The following is a 16,091-nucleotide window of genomic DNA, read 5'->3' on the forward strand; positions in this document are numbered from 1 at the left end:
GATTTAATTCAGACCCAACTTCCCGCGCATCATCGACAAATCTTCCGCCAGGGTATTCACCGGTCCGACCAGCGCTTTGCGGTCGTTGTCTTTCACTTTGTCGTAGGTTTCAAAGCCGCCATCCGCGGTCTTGTACTTGGCCAGAATCCTGTCGACCGTAGCGAAGTTCTTGTCGACTTTCGCTACGAACGCTTTGTCCTGCTGTTCGATCTGCGGGCGGAACAGATCGACGATTTTCTTCGCGCCATCGATATTGCCCTGGAAGTCGTACAGGTCAGTGTGGCTGTAGCGATCCTCCTCGCCGGAAATTTTCGTCGCCGCGACTTCTTCCAACAGCGCCGCAGCGCCGCCGACGACTTTCTCCGGCGGGAAAGTCAGCCCGGCCACACGGGTTTGCAGATCCTGCACGTCCTTGTTCAAGCCGTCGGCCAATGCATCCAGGCCCTGGGTGGATTTCTCCGCGAACAGCGAATATTCGATGCGGTGGAAGCCGGTGAAATCTTCAGCCTTCACGCCTTTTTCGTGGTCGTCGACACGCGAGTCGATGGACGCATCGAGATCGCTGAACAGCTCGGCAATCGGCTCGATCGACTCGTAATACACCCGCGTCGGCGCGTAGAGCTTCTGCGCGGTGGCCAGATCGCCTTTCTTCACGGCGTCGGTGAACTGCTGGGTGTGGCTGGCCAGTTCATCGAGTTTTTCGGTGACGTAAATCTTGTAGTCCGACACCGGCCCCACCAGATCCAGCGGCGCCGTCGCGGCGAACGCCGACAGCGGGGTGTTGAGCAAACCAAGGGTCAGCAATAACGCGAGTGGCGTCTTTTTCATGGGGCGGCTCCAGTGTCGGTTGGGTGTCATGCGGTTTTGTTGTGGGAGGTGGCAGCCAGTAACGAACGACCGATGAAATCGTCATCGCCGGTCACGCCGGGCAGGGTGAAGAAGTAACCGCCGCCGACCGGTTTGAGGTATTCCTCAAGCGGCTCGCCATTGAGGCGGGTTTGCACGGTGATAAAGCCTTTTTCCAGGTCGGCCTGGTAGCAGATGAACAGCAGGCCCATGTCGAGCTGGCCGTTCTTGTTGACGCCGTTGGAGTAGTTGAACGGCCGGCGCAGGATCAGATTGGCCTGGGTCGCGGCGGTGCGCGGGTTGGCCAATCGGATGTGCGCGTCGAGTTTGGTCAGCTTGCCGGCCGGGTCTTTGCTGTAATCCGGCACTTGGCTTTCGCTGTGGCCACCGATGGGCGCGCCGCTGCTCTTGACCCGGCCGAGAATGCTTTCCTGCTCCTGCAACGGCGTGCGATCCCAGCGCTCGACGAAGTTGCGGATGATACGCACCGCTTGATAACTGCCGTGGGCAGCCCAGGCCGGTTCGTCACTGTCCGGTTGTACCCAGACAATCCGCTCCATGGCCTTGGCGTCGTTGGAATCAGGGTTGGCCGAGCCATCGCGAAAACCGAGAAAGTTGCGCGCCGACTGCGCCGGCACACCGGGTTTGGCCGGCGCTTGCGGCGGTACGCTGCCTTCCTGTTTCCAGCGCACCAGCAGCAGGTCGGGGAGGTTTTTGACGATATCGCGCAGGGCGTGAATGTTGGTGTCGGCGGTGTTGGCGCAGAACTGCAGGCTCAGGTCGCCATGGCAGCAATCGGCGTCCAGCGCATCGTTGGGAAAGCCGACCATGCGTTGCAGGCGCTTGGGCTTTGCCGCCGCCAGACCGAAGCGCTCGTCGAACAGCGAATCGCCGACGGAAACGGTGATGGTCAGGTTGTCCGGGGTGACTACCGGGCCGAGGATGCCGGAGTCCGGCGGCGGCAGTTTCGGATCGATCTGTGCGACCGGGCCGCCCTTCATCAAAAACGCAATGCGTTCGTTGAGGGTGCGGAACAGCCGCTCGAGGTCTTCGCGATCACTGGCCAGCACATCGAACGCCACCAGCATTCCCGAGGCCGGGCGCGGGGTAACGATGCCGGCCTGGTGTACGCCGTGGAAATCGTGGCGATCTTCGGTCTTGTCGCTGCTCGGTGCTTCGGTGACTTGTGCCGGTGCGGCGGCCATGGCCGGGCAGCTCAGCGCCGATCCGGCAAGGGCGACACCGGCGGCGCCCATGCCCATCAGCACGCGACGTCGTTGCAGGTTGAGTGGTTCTGAATCGTTCATCGGGTCGTCTTCTGCTTACAGGCCGGAAAGGCCGAGGGCGGGGTCGATGCCATCCAGCGCCGTGGCCAGAGTCTTGGCTTTGGCGGCGATCTGCTGGCGTTGCGCGGCGGTCACGGCGTCGTAACTGACGTAGCCATCGGCGGATTTGAACGCGTTGAGCTGGCTGTCGAAATCACTCAGCGCCTGATCGACGTTCGCCAACACGTCAGCGGAGGATTTGCTCAGCATTGGGCGCAACAGGTCGACGACCTTGCGCGCGGTTTGCGCGTTGGCGGCGAAACCGTTGAGATCGCTGTGGCTGTAGCGCTCTTCTTTGCCGCTGGCAGCGCGCACCTCGGCGAGGCTGTCGAGGTTGCGCACGATGATGCTGACCAGTTGCTCCGGTGGCAGTGACTGCGCGAGCAATTGCTGTTTGAGCTCGGTGACGTCAGCGAGCAGGCGCTGGGCAATCGGCGCGACATCGTCGAGTTTGCGCTGCTGAAACAGCGCGTATTCGAGGCGATGGAAACCGACAAACGCCGGATCCTGCTCGCGCTTCTCGAAATAATCGGCGCGGGCATTGATGTGATTGTCCAGCTCGGCCAGACGCTGCGCCGCCGGCGCCAGACGCTGATACGCGGCACGCGCCGGCAGGTACAACGCTTGCGCCTGCGCAAGATCGCCACTGGCGACCGCCTGATTCAGCGCCGTCGCCGCTTTGATCAACGCGCTGCCCTGAACGGCCAGATACACGCGAAATTCCGACAATGGCCCAACGAAAGCGACCATCGACGGCTTGGCCTTGGCGGCGGCATCCGAGGCTGCCGTCGGTGTCACGTGCAGGGTGCCGCGCGGGTTGCTGAGCAAGCCGCAGGTGATCGCGTAGTCGCCCGGTTGCAGGTTGGCGTTGATCACCTGGCTCAGGCCCGGGGCGATGTTTTCCCGCTCTTCGACCACCAGCACGCCGTCGAGAATTTCCCACTCGACCGCACGCTCGGAGCGGTTGACGATGCGGAAGCTGGCGCGGCCGGCCGGCACCGTCAGCGCATTCGGCTCACAACTGTGCGGATGGATATTGACGACGATTTCGTCGTGGTTGTGCTGACGCTTGGCGGCAGCCATGTTAGAGGCGTACCAGAACAATCCACCGGCGGCGATCATCAGCACTACCGAGCCGGCCAGCGCCCAACGCAGGGCCCGAGGGGTTTGAATGTCAGACATGGGTGCCCTTATTGGCTGGAAACGGAAGTCGTTGGCGTTGCCTGGCGAGGCGCGGGCATGAAGAACATCACCAGCGCCAGCAGCAGATAAATCAGGTACGCACCGAGGGTGCTGACGGTCGGCGCGTCCTGATAGCCGAACATGCCGGCCAGCACCGAGCCGAGCGGGCCGTCCATCGGCAGCGTCGCGCTGAAGTCGAACAGCACGGTTTGCAGGTGATTCCACAGACCGGCTTCATGCAGCGCCTGCACCGAGTTGGCGAGGATGCCGGCGGCGACTACCAGGATGAACAATCCGGTCCATTTGAAGAACGCCGAGAGGTTGAGGCGCATGCTGCCGCTGTAGATCAGGAAACCGACGATCACCGCCAGGATCAGGCCGAGCAGGGCGCCGATCGGCGCGCCCGGGCCGTCGCTCTGCTGGAACACAGCAAGCAGGAAGAACACCGTTTCCAGGCCTTCGCGAGCGACGGCGAAGAAGACCATGGCGACCAATGCAATCACCTGATGCCTGGATTGCGTCAGCGCCTGATCCAGCGAGGCTTGCAGCGAGTGCTTGATCGACCGCGCGACCTTGCGCATCCAGAACACCATGGAACTGAGGATGCCCACCGCGACCAGGCCGACCACACCTTCGAACAGCTCCTGCTGCTTTTGCGGAAATTCAGCACTGACCAGTTCCAGGCCACCACCGACCAGCAAGGCGAGGGCAGCGGCGAGGAAGACACCGATCCATACGGCCGGCATCCACTGGCCGCGGCCGGTCTGCTGCAGGTAACTGGCGATGATGCCAACGATGAGCGCGGCCTCGATGCCTTCGCGCAACATGATTAAAAAGGGAACGAGCATTGGCTAGCCACAGCGATTTAGATAGGAGGCTAAGTTGTAACATAATGACACTCATTCCCAAATGGCATTCATTGGCATTTAGCTGAACCTTAGCTGAACAACTGTGATTCCTGTGGGAGCGAGCCTGCTCGCGAATGCGGTATGCCTGTGACATGTCTTTATCTGACACACCGCTTTCGCGAGCAGGCTCGCTCCCACATTGGTCCTGCGGTGAAATCAGGAGCTGGGTTAAGATGCCCACCACCCGAAAATAACAAGGCTCATCTCGCTCCATGGCGGAAAAAGACACCATTGCCATTCAACTGGTGCGCGAAGCGCTGCTGCAGAGTTGTGCCCCGGGCGCGGCGACGGATGAGGCGTTGACCAAGGTCGGCATCGATCCGGCTCTTTTAACGGCCGATGAGGGCAGGGTGCCGGCCTCGCAATACGCCAGACTCTGGCGCCTGCTGGCACGACGCGGTGATGACGAGTTCTTCGGCATGGACCCGCGCCCGCTCAAGTCCGGCAGCCTGGCATTTTTGTGTCGCAGCGCCATGGCGCAACCGACGCTGGCGGCGGCGCTGGATACCGGTCTGACGTTCCTGTCGCTGATGCTGGAAAAACTGCCGGCTCAACTGGTGCATCAGCAGAGCCTTGCGGAAATCGTCCTGCTCGAAGACGACGCCGAGCCGCGCCGCGCCTTTACCTATTTCACTTACTGGATGATCGTGCATGGCGTCGCGTGCTGGCTGGCCGGGCGGCGAATTCCGATTCTGGCGATTGAACTGCGCTGCGCCGAACCGGATTTCACTGACGACTATCGGGTGATGTTTTCGGAAAACCTGCGCTTCGAACGTCCGCGCACACGAATGATCTTTTCCGCCGATTGCCTCGATCTGCCGGTCAAGCGCAGTGCCGAAGAACTCAAGCGCTTTCTGGCCCAGGCGCCGGCCAACATTCTGGTCAAGTACCGAGACCCCGACAGCCTGGCCAGCCGGATCAAACAGGATCTGCGACAGCTGCCCGCCGAGCAATGGCCGGAAACCGAAGCGCTGGCCCAGCAACTGTGTATTTCGGCGTCCACGCTGCGCCGCCGTCTCGCCGAAGAAGGGCAGACCTATCAGGGCCTGAAAGACAGCGTGCGAAAAGAGCTGGCGATTACCTGGCTGGCAGAGCCCTCGATCAGTTTCGTCGAGATTGCTGCACGGCTGGGTTTTGCTGATGCCAGTTCGTTCTACAAGGCGTTTCGCAAATGGTCCGGGTCGAATCCGGGGCATTACCGCACCCTGATCCTCAATGAGGTGGTCTGAGCCTACGCCTTCGCGAGCAGGCTCGCTCCCACCCAGTTCCCCTTACAAGGCTTGGCCAAACCAGTCAGCCACTTTGATAACTTTGACCATTGCCCCGAGCCCCGCGCGGCGCGACTATCCCTGTGTTGTTTACGGTTCCCAGCCTAATAAAAACACCGAGGGATTCTGGCAATGCGCGATTACTTGTCTGCCACCGAACAGTTCAACTATCAGCACACCGTCGATGCATCGCTCAGCGGCACGCTCGCTGCGCTCAACGCCTGCGTCGAATGTTGCGACCGCCATGCCTTGCCCGGGCGCATTGCGTTGTTCTGGGAAGGTCGCGACGGCTCAAGTGCGACTTACACCTTCACTGATCTGCAAGACAAAGCCGCGCGTTTCGCCAATTTCCTCCTCGCCCAGGGCGTGCAGAAGGGCGACAAGGTCGCCGGCCTGCTGCCGCGCAACGTCGAATTACTCATCACCGTGCTCGCCACCTGGCGCATCGGCGCGGTGTATCAGCCGCTATTCACTGCATTCGGGCCGAAAGCCCTCGAACATCGCCTGAACAGTTCCGGGGCGAAAGTTGTCGTCACCGACGCGGTCAACCGCCCCAAGCTCAATGAAGTCAGCGCATGCCCGACTATCGTCACCGTTGCTGGTGTGAAAGGTCAGGGCATTGTCCGCGGTGATTTCAGCTTCTGGGCTGAGCTGGCCAACTATTCCAACGTCTGCGAACCGGTTCTGCTGACCGGCGAAGACCCGTTTCTGTTGATGTTCACTTCGGGCACCACGGGGCCGGCGAAAGCGCTGTCAGTGCCGCTCAAAGCCATCGTCGCCTTCCAGAGCTACACCCGCGATGCGGTGGACCTGCGCCCTGAAGATGCGTTCTGGAACGTCGCCGATCCGGGTTGGGCCTACGGCATTTATTTCGGCGTGACCGGGCCGTTGGCGCTGGGTCACCCGATCACCTTCTACGACGGCCCGTTCACCCTCGAAAGCACCTGCCGGGTGATCAACAAATACGGCATCACCAATCTCACCGGCTCGCCCACTGCCTATCGACTGCTGATTGCCGGAGGAGAGGCGTTCGCCAGATCGATCAAGGGCAAACTGCGCGTCGTCAGCAGCGCCGGTGAGCCGCTGAACCCGGAAGTGATCCGCTGGTTCGCCGACAACCTCGACGTGGTCATCCACGACCATTACGGCCAGACCGAACTGGGTATGGTGCTGTGCAACCACCACGGCCTTGAGCACCCGGTGCATGTCGGCGCGGCCGGTTTCGCTTCACCGGGCCATCGCATCGTCGTGCTCGATGAGCAATACAACGAACTCGGCGTCGGCCAACCCGGCATCCTCGCCATCGACCGTCCGCAGTCGCCGATGTGCTGGTTCGGCGGCTACGAAGGCGCGCCGACCAAGGCCTTCGTCGGCCACTACTACCTGAGCGGCGACACCGTGGAGTGGAACCCGGACGGCAGCATCAGCTTCGTCGGCCGCAGTGATGATGTGATTACCACTTCGGGCTACCGCGTCGGCCCGTTCGACGTGGAAAGCGCCCTGATCGAACACCCGGCCGTGGTCGAAGCGGCGGTCGTCGGCAAGCCCGACCCGGAGCGAACCGAACTGGTCAAAGCCTTTGTCGTGTTGAGTGCGCAGTACCGCGCCGCGCCGGAGTTGGCCGAAGAATTGCGCCAACATGTGCGCAAGCGTCTGGCCGCACATTCGTACCCGCGTGAAATCGAATTTGTCAGCGAATTGCCCAAGACCCCGAGTGGCAAATTGCAGCGCTTTATCTTGCGCAACCAGGAAATCGCCAAGGCTCAAGAGGCCGCGGCGCACAACGTTTCAGCTTGAATCCAAGGAAACACCGTCATGCAGATCGAGAACAAGGTTTTTATCGTCACCGGTGGCGCATCAGGCCTCGGTGCCGCCAGCGCTGAATTGCTGGTCAGTGCCGGCGCCAAAGTCATGCTGGTCGACATGAACGCCGAAGCCGTCGCCGCTCAGGCCCAGCGCCTCGGTGCGCAAAGCGTGGTTGCCGACATCAGCAATGAAGCCGCCGCCGAAGCCGCTGTGCAGGCGACCGTTGCCGCATTTGGCAGCCTCAACGGCCTGATCAACTGCGCCGGCATCGTTCGCGGCGAGAAGATTCTCGGCAAGAACGGCCCGCACGCTCTCAGCAGTTTCGCGCAAGTGATCAACGTCAACCTGATCGGCAGTTTCAACATGCTGCGCCTCGCCGCTGCGGCGATTGCCGAAAGCGAAGCCAATGCGGACGGCGAGCGTGGCGTGATCATCAACACCGCCTCGGTCGCAGCGTTCGACGGCCAGATCGGCCAGGCCGCGTACTCGGCGTCGAAAGGCGCAATCGCCAGCCTGACCCTGCCAGCGGCCCGCGAACTGGCGCGCTTCGGCATCCGCGTGATGACCATCGCGCCGGGCATTTTCGAAACGCCGATGATGGCCGGCATGACCCCGGAAGTGCGCGACTCGCTCGCCGCCGGCGTGCCATTCCCGCCGCGCTTGGGCAAGCCTGCCGAATACGCCGCGCTGGTGCGTCAAATCATCGAAAACAGCATGCTCAACGGCGAGGTGATCCGTCTCGACGGCGCCTTGCGCATGGCCGCCAAGTAAGGAGGATTTGTCATGACTATTGCCAACGATCCGATTGTTATCGTCAGCGCCGTCCGCACACCGATGGGCGGCTTTCAAGGCGAACTGAAAAGTCTCACCGCACCACAACTCGGCGCGGCGGCGATCAAGGCAGCGGTCGAACGCGCCGGTGTCGCCAGTGACGCGGTTGATGAAGTGCTGTTCGGCTGCGTACTGCCCGCCGGCCTCGGCCAGGCGCCGGCACGCCAGGCTGCGCTGGGTGCCGGGCTGGATAAATCGACGCGCTGCACCACGGTCAACAAGATGTGCGGCTCGGGCATGCAGACCACCATCATGGCCCACGACATGCTGCTCGCCGGCAGTGCCGACGTGGTGATCGCCGGCGGCATGGAAAGCATGTCCAACTCACCGTACCTGCTCGATCGCGCCCGCGCCGGCTATCGCATGGGCCATGGCCGCGTGCTCGATTCGATGTTCCTTGACGGTCTCGAAGATGCTTACGACAAGGGCCGCCTGATGGGCACCTTCGCCGAGGATTGCGCCGAGGCCAACGGTTTCAGCCGCGAAGCGCAGGATGCTTTTGCCATCGCCTCGACCACCCGCGCGCAGCAGGCGATCAAGGACGGCAGCTTCCACGACGAAATCGTCCCGCTGACCGTGACCGTCGGCAAAGAGCAGGTGGTGATCAGCAACGATGAACAGCCGCCAAAAGCCAAACTCGACAAGGTTGCCTCGCTGAAACCGGCGTTCCGCGAGGGCGGCACGGTGACGGCGGCCAACTCCAGCTCGATCTCCGACGGCGCGGCGGCGCTGGTGCTGATGCGTCAGTCCCACGCGCAGCAACTGGGCCTCAAACCGCTGGCGGTGATTCACGGCCATTCGGCGTTCGCCGACACCCCGGGGCTGTTCCCCACCGCACCGATCGGCGCGATCAGGAAACTGGTGAAGAAGACCGGTTGGGCGCTGGATCAAGTGGATCTGTTTGAAGTGAACGAAGCGTTTGCCGTGGTCGGCATGGCGGCGATGACGCACCTGGAGATTCCCCACGACAAGCTCAACGTGCACGGCGGCGCCTGCGCGCTGGGCCACCCGATCGGCGCCTCGGGCGCGCGAATTCTGGTGACGTTGCTCGCGTCGCTGCGGCAGAAACAGCTCAAGCGCGGCATTGCAGCAATCTGCATTGGCGGCGGCGAAGCTACGGCCATGGCTGTGGAATGCGTCTATTGAGGTTGACAGTTGACCTTGTGGGAGCGGGCTTGCCCGCGATGGCAATGGATCAGTCACCATCAATGTTGGATGTGACGGCCTCATCGCTGGCAAGCCAGCTCCCACAGGTTTTGTGGTTGTTTGGAAGAATTAAGGACTCACCATGATCCCCAACGAAGATCAAACCCAGATCCGCGACATGGCCCGGCAGTTTGCCGAGGAGCGGCTCAAGCCGTTCGCCGCCGAGTGGGATCGCGAGCACCGTTTCCCCAAGGAGGCCATCGCCGAGATGGCCGAGCTGGGCTTTTTCGGCATGCTCGTGCCAGAACAGTGGGGCGGCTGTGACACCGGCTACCTCGCGTACGCCATGGCCCTGGAAGAAATCGCCGCCGGCGACGGTGCGTGCTCGACGATCATGAGCGTGCACAACTCGGTCGGCTGCGTGCCGATTCTCAAGTTCGGCAATGACGACCAGCGCGAACGCTTCCTAAAACCGTTGGCCAGCGGCGCCATGCTCGGCGCCTTCGCGTTGACCGAACCGCAGGCCGGTTCCGATGCCAGCAGCCTGAAAACCCGTGCGCGGCTGGAAGGCGATCACTACGTGCTCAACGGCTGCAAACAGTTCATCACCTCCGGGCAGAACGCCGGCATCGTGATCGTGTTTGCCGTGACCGACCCGAGCGCCGGCAAGCGCGGGATCAGCGCGTTTATCGTGCCGACCGACTCGCCGGGCTACAAGGTTGCGCGGGTCGAAGACAAACTCGGCCAGCACGCGTCCGACACCTGCCAGATTCTCTTCGAAGATGTGAAAGTGCCGGTGGCCAATCGGCTGGGCGAGGAGGGCGAGGGCTACAAGATCGCCTTGGCCAACCTCGAAGGCGGCCGCGTCGGTATCGCCTCACAAGCCGTCGGCATGGCCCGCGCCGCATTCGAAGCCGCGCGTGATTACGCCCGCGAGCGTGACACCTTCGGCAAGCCGATCATCGAGCACCAGGCTGTGGCGTTTCGCCTGGCGGACATGGCCACGCAAATTGCCGTCGCCCGGCAGATGGTGCATTACGCCGCAGCCTTGCGCGACAGCGGCCAACCGGCGCTGGTCGAGGCGTCGATGGCCAAGTTGTTTGCCTCGGAAATGGCCGAGAAGGTCTGTTCCATGGCCTTGCAAACCCTCGGCGGTTACGGTTACCTCAACGACTTCCCGCTGGAACGCATCTACCGCGACGTGCGCGTCTGCCAGATCTACGAAGGCACCAGCGACATTCAGCGCATGGTCATTTCGCGCAATCTCTGACAAGGAATTTTATTCATGACTTACGAAACGATTCTGCTGGAAACCCGCGACCGTGTCGGCCTGATCACCCTCAACCGGCCGCAGGCGTTGAACGCGCTGAACGCGCAACTGGTCAGCGAAGTGAACCACGCCCTCGATACGCTGGAAGCTGACGCGCACATTGGTTGCATCGTCCTCACCGGTTCGAAAAAAGCCTTCGCCGCCGGCGCGGACATCAAGGAAATGGCCGAGCTGACCTATCCGCAGATCTACATGGACGATCTGTTCAGCGACAGCGATCGAGTGGCCAACCGACGCAAGCCAATCATCGCAGCGGTCAATGGTTTCGCCCTCGGCGGCGGCTGTGAACTGGCGCTGATGTGCGACTTCATCCTGGCTGGCGACAACGCCAAATTCGGCCAGCCGGAAATCAACCTCGGCGTGCTGCCGGGCATGGGCGGCACCCAACGCCTGACCCGCGCCGTGGGCAAAGCCAAAGCCATGGAAATGTGCCTGAGCGGGCGCATGATCGACGCGGTGGAAGCCGAGCGCTGCGGCATCGTCGCGCGGATCGTGCCGAGCGATGAGCTGCTTGATGAGGCGCTGAAAGTTGCAGCGGTGATCGCCGGCAAGTCGCTGCCGATTGCGATGATGATCAAGGAGAGCGTCAACCGCGCGTTCGAGGTCAACCTGACTGAGGGCGTGCGGTTTGAGCGGCGGGTGTTCCATGCCGCGTTTGCGACGCAGGATCAGAAGGAAGGGATGGCGGCGTTCATTGCCAAGCGTGAGGCTGCATTCCAAGGCAAATAAATGCGGTGCCCAAGCTGACGCCTTCGCGAGCAGGCTCGCTCCCACAGGAATCTCCACCGCCCAATGTGGGAGCGAGCCTGCTCGCGAAGCTTTTAGAGCTGATAGTTCTTCAAATCCCGCGCAATCACCATCCGCTGTATCTCGCTCGACCCTTCATAGATCTGGGTAATCCGCGCATCGCGGTAGTACTTCTCGACCGGATAATCCTCCAGATAGCCATAGCCGCCATGGATCTGGATCGCCGACGAACACACTTTCTCGGCCATTTCCGACGCGAACAGCTTGGCCTGTGAAGCCTCGGACAAGCATGGTTTGCCCGCCGTCCTCAGACGCGCTGCATGGAGGATCAGCAACCGCGCGGCGTTGATCTGCATGTGCATGTCAGCCAGCAGATTGGCGATGCTCTGGTGCTCGATGATCGGCTTGTCGAATTGCACCCGGTCTTTCGAGTAGGCCAATGCCGCTTCAAACGCCGCCCGAGCAATGCCCAACGCCTGCGCGGCGATGCCGATGCGTCCGCCTTCAAGGTTGGACAGGGCTATCGCCAGGCCTTTGCCACGCTCGCCGAGCAGGTTTGCTTCGGGAATGCTGCAGTTGTTCAGCGTTACCGCGCAGGTGTCGGAAGCGCGGATGCCCATTTTGTGTTCGGTGCGATCGACGATGAAACCCGGTGTATCGGTCGGTACCAGAAATGCCGAAAGGCCTTTCTTGCCCAGATCCGGATCGGTCACGGCGAAGACTATCGCCAGTTTCGCCCGCTTGCCATTGCTGACAAATTGCTTGGCGCCGTTGATCACCCACTGGCCGTCGCGCAGTTCGGCGCGGGTGCGCAGGTTGTGTGCTTCGGAGCCGGCCTGGGGTTCGGTCAGGCAGAAGCAACCGATGGTTTGCCCACTGGCCAGATCGGCCAGCCAGGTTTGTTTCTGCTCATCGCTGCCGTAGTTGAGCACCGGTCCGCAGCCGACCGAGTTGTGAATGCTCATGAACGCGCCGGTGGCGCCGTCGCCAGCGGAGATTTCCTCAACGGCCAGCGCATAGGCGACGTAATCGACGTAAGTGCCGCCCCATTCCTCGGGCACGACCATGCCGAGCAGGCCCAGCTCACCCATCTTCGCCACCAGGGCATCGTCGATCCAGCCGGCCTTTTCCCAGGCTTGCGCGTGCGGGGCGATTTCACCACGGGCAAAATCCCGGGCCATGTCGCGGATCATCACTTGTTCTTCAGTCAGTTCGAGATCGTGCATGACTCAGCTCCCGCTCTCATCAAAACCATGGAAGAAACTGCCGACCTGCCCAGCGTCCAGCTCAGCGACGGTCGGTGGGTTCCAGCGCGGTGACTTGTCCTTGTCGATCAGCAGGGCGCGCACGCCTTCGATCAGGTCGCCCCGGGCAAACCACTGGCGGTCCAGATGCAGCTCCAGCGCAAAGCACTGCTCCAGACTCAGGTGCCTGCCGCGACGGAGCATTTCCAGGGTCACGGCCATGGCCAGCGGCGAGCGGGTTTCCAGGAGGTCCGCCGTGGTGACGGCCCATTCGTGGCTGTCGGCAACGGTAACGGCGCGCAGTTGCTCGATCATGCTCGGCACGTCGGGCAGGGCGAAGAAGTGGTCGATCGCCGGGCGCAGCGCCTCGAGTGGCGCATCGGGCAGGGTTTGCACGGCGTGCTTGGCCAGCAGGTTCTGCAGCGACTTGAGCGGCGTGTCCTGCCACTCCATCTGATCGAGTTTCTCATCGAGCAGCGCAAGTTTGCTGCTGTCCAGATACCAGTCGGCGAGGCCACAGTACAGCGCATCGGCGGCGCGAATCTGCACGCCGCTGACGCCCAGATAAATCCCCAGCTCACCGGGAATGCGTGGCAGGAAATAACTGCCGCCGACGTCGGGGAAATAACCGATGGCCACTTCCGGCATCGCCAGTCGGCTCTTCTCGGTCACCACGCGCAGATCGGCGCCTTGCACCAGGCCCATGCCGCCGCCGAGGACGAAACCGTCCATCAAGGCCAGCACCGGTTTGCGGTAGTGATGAATGGTCAGGTCGAGGGCGTATTCCTCGACAAAGAAATCTTCGTGCAGCGTGTCGCCGCTCTTGTAGCTGTCGTACAGCGAACGAATATCGCCGCCGGCGCAGAAAGCCTTTTCACCGGCGCCGCGCAATACCACGGCGTGCACCTCGGCATCAGACGCCCAGGCATCGAGCTGCTGTTGCAGCAGACGCACCATGTCGAGGGTGATTGCATTGAGGCCCGCAGGGCGGTTGAGGGTCAGGTGGCCGATATGATTGCGCACCTCGGCCAGCACGTCGTTTTGCATGGCATCCATGGACGGGGTCCGCCGGGATGAAGCCTGAGCTGTCATCTGTAACTCCCTGCTTTTTATTGTCTTTATTCGAAAAGCCCGCGCGCGGGCGTTAGCGGATCGTAACAGTGCAAATTTGCCGTGTACAACGGGGATATGTGCAGGGGGAATCTGCGTTTTTGTGTGTAGTAGCTGACGAGTGCAACGAGGCTGCGATCTTTTGATCTTGGTTCTTGAAATCAAGAGATCGCAGCCTCGTTGCACTCGTCAGCTCCTACAGGGCCTATCTGAAAGTTTCGGTAATGCTGCGGCGTTTGGCGTGCAGTTCGCTGGCGTGGATCAGGCGTTCGAGGTCTTCGGGGGTGACGTCGATGAAGGCTTCCATGTCCGCCAGCGCAAGCTTGAGGTCTTCGGCGGTGATCGCCTGGCGGTCGACCGGGGCCACGGGCGGCGCAGGATCGGCGGCGCGTTTCGGGTAGCGGATGCGGGTCAGATTGTTGTAGGCCAGCGCGCTGGCGAGCATGCACAGGGCGCCGAGCATCACCGGTTCCATGGCTGCCCAGTCCATGGCGATGGTTGCAGGGTCGGCCAGTACCAGCGTCAATGCCAAGGCACCGGCCGGTGGATGCAGGCAACGCAGCCAGCACATCAGAATCACCGCCATGCCGGCGGCGAGGCAGGCGCTGCCCAGCGTGCGGCCAACCACGTGGGCGACTAGCAAGGCGACCACACCGGCACACAGGTAGCCGCCGAGAATCGACCACGGCTGGGCGAGGGCGCCGGAGGATACGGCGAAGAGCAGCACCGCCGAAGCGCCCAGCGGGCCGATCAGGTGAAAGGCAACGTCATGCCCGAACACCTGCGCACACATCCACACGCTGAACAGCGTGCCCAGACCCATGCCGATCGCGGCACGGCTCCATTCAGTGGGGCGGGTGTTGATGGCAGCGGGCAACCAGCGAGCGAGCATGTAGAACTGATCCTTTACAAAATCCGAGACAAAAAAAAGGACTTGTCCGGCAAATCCGGAAAGCCCTCGAAGCGTTCCAACATTGGGGGAGGAACGCGCGTAGTTTGCCGATCAAACTCGATGCTGACAAATTCATATAAATGCAGTTTTAGTGCACTATTTTTGCACTGAAGCGGTGCGACGTGCGCTGACGAAACATAGATAACCGCCCAGTGCCGCCAATCCGCTCAGGGCATAGAACATGCTCGGCGCGGGCGTGTGCATCAAGAGAAACCCGCAAATCACCGGGCTCGCGCCGCCGCCGAGTGCCGCCAGGTTCTGCGCGCCGTAGTAGCTGCCGCGCAGTGCCTCCGGGGCGAGGGTGTCGACGAAGAGGAAATCGGCCGGATAGATGATCATCTCGCCCAAGGTGAAGATGAACATCGCCACGCACCAGCCAATCAGGCTGTCGGCCAGACTGAAACCGATCAGCCCGACGATGAACAGCGCGGTGCCGCCGGCAATCCAGTGACGCAGGTGTTCGCGGCTGAGCCAGCGACCGATCTGATATTGCAGCAGGATCACCGTGATTGCGTTACAGGCGAGCAGGGCGGCCATGGTGTCGAGCATTTGTTGCTGATCATGGGTGACCAGCAGGTATTGCGACAGGTACAGGGTGAAACGCCCGTGCACCAATGTGCTGAGCAGGCAGCCAAGGGTGAACAGCACCATGGTGCGGTCGTTTTTCAGGATCATCAGCGTGTTGAGGAAACTTTGCGGTGCACTGCCGGAAGTTATCGGACTGGCATCCCTGGCCGCGCCGAGCAGCAGGAAAATACTGCCAATGGCGATCGCACCGGCAACGATGAAAGGGGCCGCGGGCTGCACGCCGGTAATCACCACGCCAATCATCGGGCCAATCGCGTAACCGATATTGGTCAGGGTGTAGTTGAGGGAAAACGCCTTGACCCGCTGGCCCACCGGCAGGTGTTCACTGAGGATCGCCTTGCTGCCGATGAGAAACAGCGCCGAGGCCGTTTCGCTGATGATCAGCACGACGGTCATCAGATACAGGTTCTGCGCGAAAGTCAGCAGGATCAGGCCGATACCGCTGGAGAGCATGCTCAGGATCAGTAACTGGCGCTTGTCCAGCTTGTCGATGATGTAGCCGCCGTAGAGCGACAGCAGCGTGGCGCTGAACACGGCGATGCCCAGCAGCAAGCCGACATCCTGCGGATCGAGGCCGAGCTTGTTGCTGAGGAACAGCGTCAGCAGCGGACTGACCAGGGCACGGCTGATGACCACGGTCAGCGAGCTGAGCATCAGCCGGCGAATGAAAGGTGAATAGGTGGCCACGGAAGGGGAATGTCCTTATTCGGAATGCCTGGGGCGAACGCCATCCTCTCTGGGCAAACGTCACCGGTCAACCTCCATCGCCCCATGCACATTGTCCCTGTGGGAGCTGGCTTGCCAGCGA

Annotated in this window: 14 protein-coding genes; 6 read left to right on the forward strand and 8 right to left on the reverse strand. The window is 61.8% G+C overall.

Annotation, left to right across the window (positions count from 1 at the left end; all coding sequences use genetic code 11):
* Positions 1-3 precede the first annotated feature (3 nt).
* From efeO (ACMYUN_RS00630) to efeU, 4 genes are read right to left on the reverse strand one after another with little or no spacing between them, the layout of a single operon-like run.
* The gene (gene efeO / locus ACMYUN_RS00630) at positions 4-828 is read right to left on the reverse strand and encodes an iron uptake system protein EfeO (protein ID WP_252887938.1); all 825 of its coding nucleotides are present in this window, start codon (positions 826-828) and stop codon (positions 4-6) included.
* A gap of 26 nt (positions 829-854) precedes the next feature.
* Positions 855-2,153: an iron uptake transporter deferrochelatase/peroxidase subunit gene (efeB, locus tag ACMYUN_RS00635; protein ID WP_415762423.1), complete on the reverse strand. Its 1,299-nt coding sequence runs from the start codon at positions 2,151-2,153 to the stop codon at positions 855-857.
* Positions 2,154-2,168: 15 nt separating this feature from the next.
* Positions 2,169-3,353 (reverse strand): iron uptake system protein EfeO, encoded by a 1,185-nt coding sequence (gene efeO, locus ACMYUN_RS00640; protein ID WP_415762425.1) that lies wholly within the window; start codon positions 3,351-3,353, stop codon positions 2,169-2,171.
* An 8-nt stretch (positions 3,354-3,361) separates the two neighbouring features.
* Positions 3,362-4,201 (reverse strand): iron uptake transporter permease EfeU, encoded by an 840-nt coding sequence (efeU, locus tag ACMYUN_RS00645; protein WP_129999347.1) that lies wholly within the window; start codon positions 4,199-4,201, stop codon positions 3,362-3,364.
* A gap of 272 nt (positions 4,202-4,473) precedes the next feature.
* On the opposite strand from efeU, the gene ACMYUN_RS00650 reads away from it, so the two are divergent.
* The 6 genes from ACMYUN_RS00650 (at position 4,474) to ACMYUN_RS00675 (ending at position 11,371) form a co-directional block, all read left to right on the forward strand.
* Positions 4,474-5,490: an AraC family transcriptional regulator gene (locus ACMYUN_RS00650; RefSeq protein WP_415762426.1), complete on the forward strand. Its 1,017-nt coding sequence runs from the start codon at positions 4,474-4,476 to the stop codon at positions 5,488-5,490.
* 171 nt (positions 5,491-5,661) lie between these two features.
* Complete coding sequence (locus ACMYUN_RS00655; protein ID WP_415762427.1) at positions 5,662-7,326, forward strand: AMP-binding protein; 1,665 nt, start codon at positions 5,662-5,664, stop codon at positions 7,324-7,326.
* 18 nt (positions 7,327-7,344) lie between these two features.
* A complete protein-coding gene (locus tag ACMYUN_RS00660) occupies positions 7,345-8,106 on the forward strand; it encodes an SDR family NAD(P)-dependent oxidoreductase (RefSeq protein ID WP_415762428.1) in 762 nt (253 codons plus the stop codon).
* 12 nt (positions 8,107-8,118) lie between these two features.
* Positions 8,119-9,312, forward strand: coding sequence for an acetyl-CoA C-acyltransferase (locus tag ACMYUN_RS00665; protein ID WP_415762429.1), 1,194 nt, complete (start codon positions 8,119-8,121; stop codon positions 9,310-9,312).
* A gap of 142 nt (positions 9,313-9,454) precedes the next feature.
* Positions 9,455-10,582 carry an acyl-CoA dehydrogenase gene (locus tag ACMYUN_RS00670; RefSeq protein ID WP_073474453.1) on the forward strand — a complete coding sequence of 376 codons (1,128 nt, stop codon included), beginning with the start codon at positions 9,455-9,457 and terminating at the stop codon, positions 10,580-10,582.
* A 15-nt stretch (positions 10,583-10,597) separates the two neighbouring features.
* Positions 10,598-11,371: an enoyl-CoA hydratase gene (locus ACMYUN_RS00675; RefSeq protein WP_039762933.1), complete on the forward strand. Its 774-nt coding sequence runs from the start codon at positions 10,598-10,600 to the stop codon at positions 11,369-11,371.
* A 92-nt stretch (positions 11,372-11,463) separates the two neighbouring features.
* Here ACMYUN_RS00675 and ACMYUN_RS00680 read toward each other — a convergent pair whose 3' ends face one another.
* From ACMYUN_RS00680 to ACMYUN_RS00695, 4 genes are all read right to left on the reverse strand, one after another.
* Complete coding sequence (locus ACMYUN_RS00680; protein WP_041480377.1) at positions 11,464-12,615, reverse strand: acyl-CoA dehydrogenase family protein; 1,152 nt, start codon at positions 12,613-12,615, stop codon at positions 11,464-11,466.
* Between the two features lie 3 nt (positions 12,616-12,618).
* Entirely contained in the window at positions 12,619-13,725 is a 1,107-nt protein-coding gene (locus ACMYUN_RS00685; RefSeq protein WP_129999342.1) for an enoyl-CoA hydratase/isomerase family protein, read from the reverse strand.
* A gap of 223 nt (positions 13,726-13,948) precedes the next feature.
* Positions 13,949-14,635 (reverse strand): HPP family protein, encoded by a 687-nt coding sequence (locus tag ACMYUN_RS00690; protein ID WP_415762430.1) that lies wholly within the window; start codon positions 14,633-14,635, stop codon positions 13,949-13,951.
* 156 nt (positions 14,636-14,791) lie between these two features.
* Positions 14,792-15,970, reverse strand: coding sequence for an MFS transporter (locus ACMYUN_RS00695; protein ID WP_415762432.1), 1,179 nt, complete (start codon positions 15,968-15,970; stop codon positions 14,792-14,794).
* Positions 15,971-16,091: the final 121 nt, after the last annotated feature.

The organism is Pseudomonas sp. CP4 (genome assembly GCF_047758505.1).
GTDB classification, from domain to species: domain Bacteria; phylum Pseudomonadota; class Gammaproteobacteria; order Pseudomonadales; family Pseudomonadaceae; genus Aquipseudomonas; species Aquipseudomonas fluorescens_AO.

Coding starts and splice junctions, on each gene's coding strand:
- ACMYUN_RS00675 (WP_039762933.1), top strand. CDS start 10,598: ATGACTTACGAAACGATTCTGCTGGAAACCCGCGACCGTGTCGGCCTG.
- ACMYUN_RS00685 (WP_129999342.1), bottom strand. CDS start 13,725: ATGACAGCTCAGGCTTCATCCCGGCGGACCCCGTCCATGGATGCCATG.
- ACMYUN_RS00670 (WP_073474453.1), top strand. CDS start 9,455: ATGATCCCCAACGAAGATCAAACCCAGATCCGCGACATGGCCCGGCAG.
- efeU (WP_129999347.1), bottom strand. CDS start 4,201: ATGCTCGTTCCCTTTTTAATCATGTTGCGCGAAGGCATCGAGGCCGCG.
- ACMYUN_RS00680 (WP_041480377.1), bottom strand. CDS start 12,615: ATGCACGATCTCGAACTGACTGAAGAACAAGTGATGATCCGCGACATG.
- ACMYUN_RS00655 (WP_415762427.1), top strand. CDS start 5,662: ATGCGCGATTACTTGTCTGCCACCGAACAGTTCAACTATCAGCACACC.
- ACMYUN_RS00660 (WP_415762428.1), top strand. CDS start 7,345: ATGCAGATCGAGAACAAGGTTTTTATCGTCACCGGTGGCGCATCAGGC.
- efeO (WP_415762425.1), bottom strand. CDS start 3,353: ATGTCTGACATTCAAACCCCTCGGGCCCTGCGTTGGGCGCTGGCCGGC.
- ACMYUN_RS00665 (WP_415762429.1), top strand. CDS start 8,119: ATGACTATTGCCAACGATCCGATTGTTATCGTCAGCGCCGTCCGCACA.
- ACMYUN_RS00650 (WP_415762426.1), top strand. CDS start 4,474: ATGGCGGAAAAAGACACCATTGCCATTCAACTGGTGCGCGAAGCGCTG.
- efeB (WP_415762423.1), bottom strand. CDS start 2,153: ATGAACGATTCAGAACCACTCAACCTGCAACGACGTCGCGTGCTGATG.
- ACMYUN_RS00690 (WP_415762430.1), bottom strand. CDS start 14,635: ATGCTCGCTCGCTGGTTGCCCGCTGCCATCAACACCCGCCCCACTGAA.
- efeO (WP_252887938.1), bottom strand. CDS start 828: ATGAAAAAGACGCCACTCGCGTTATTGCTGACCCTTGGTTTGCTCAAC.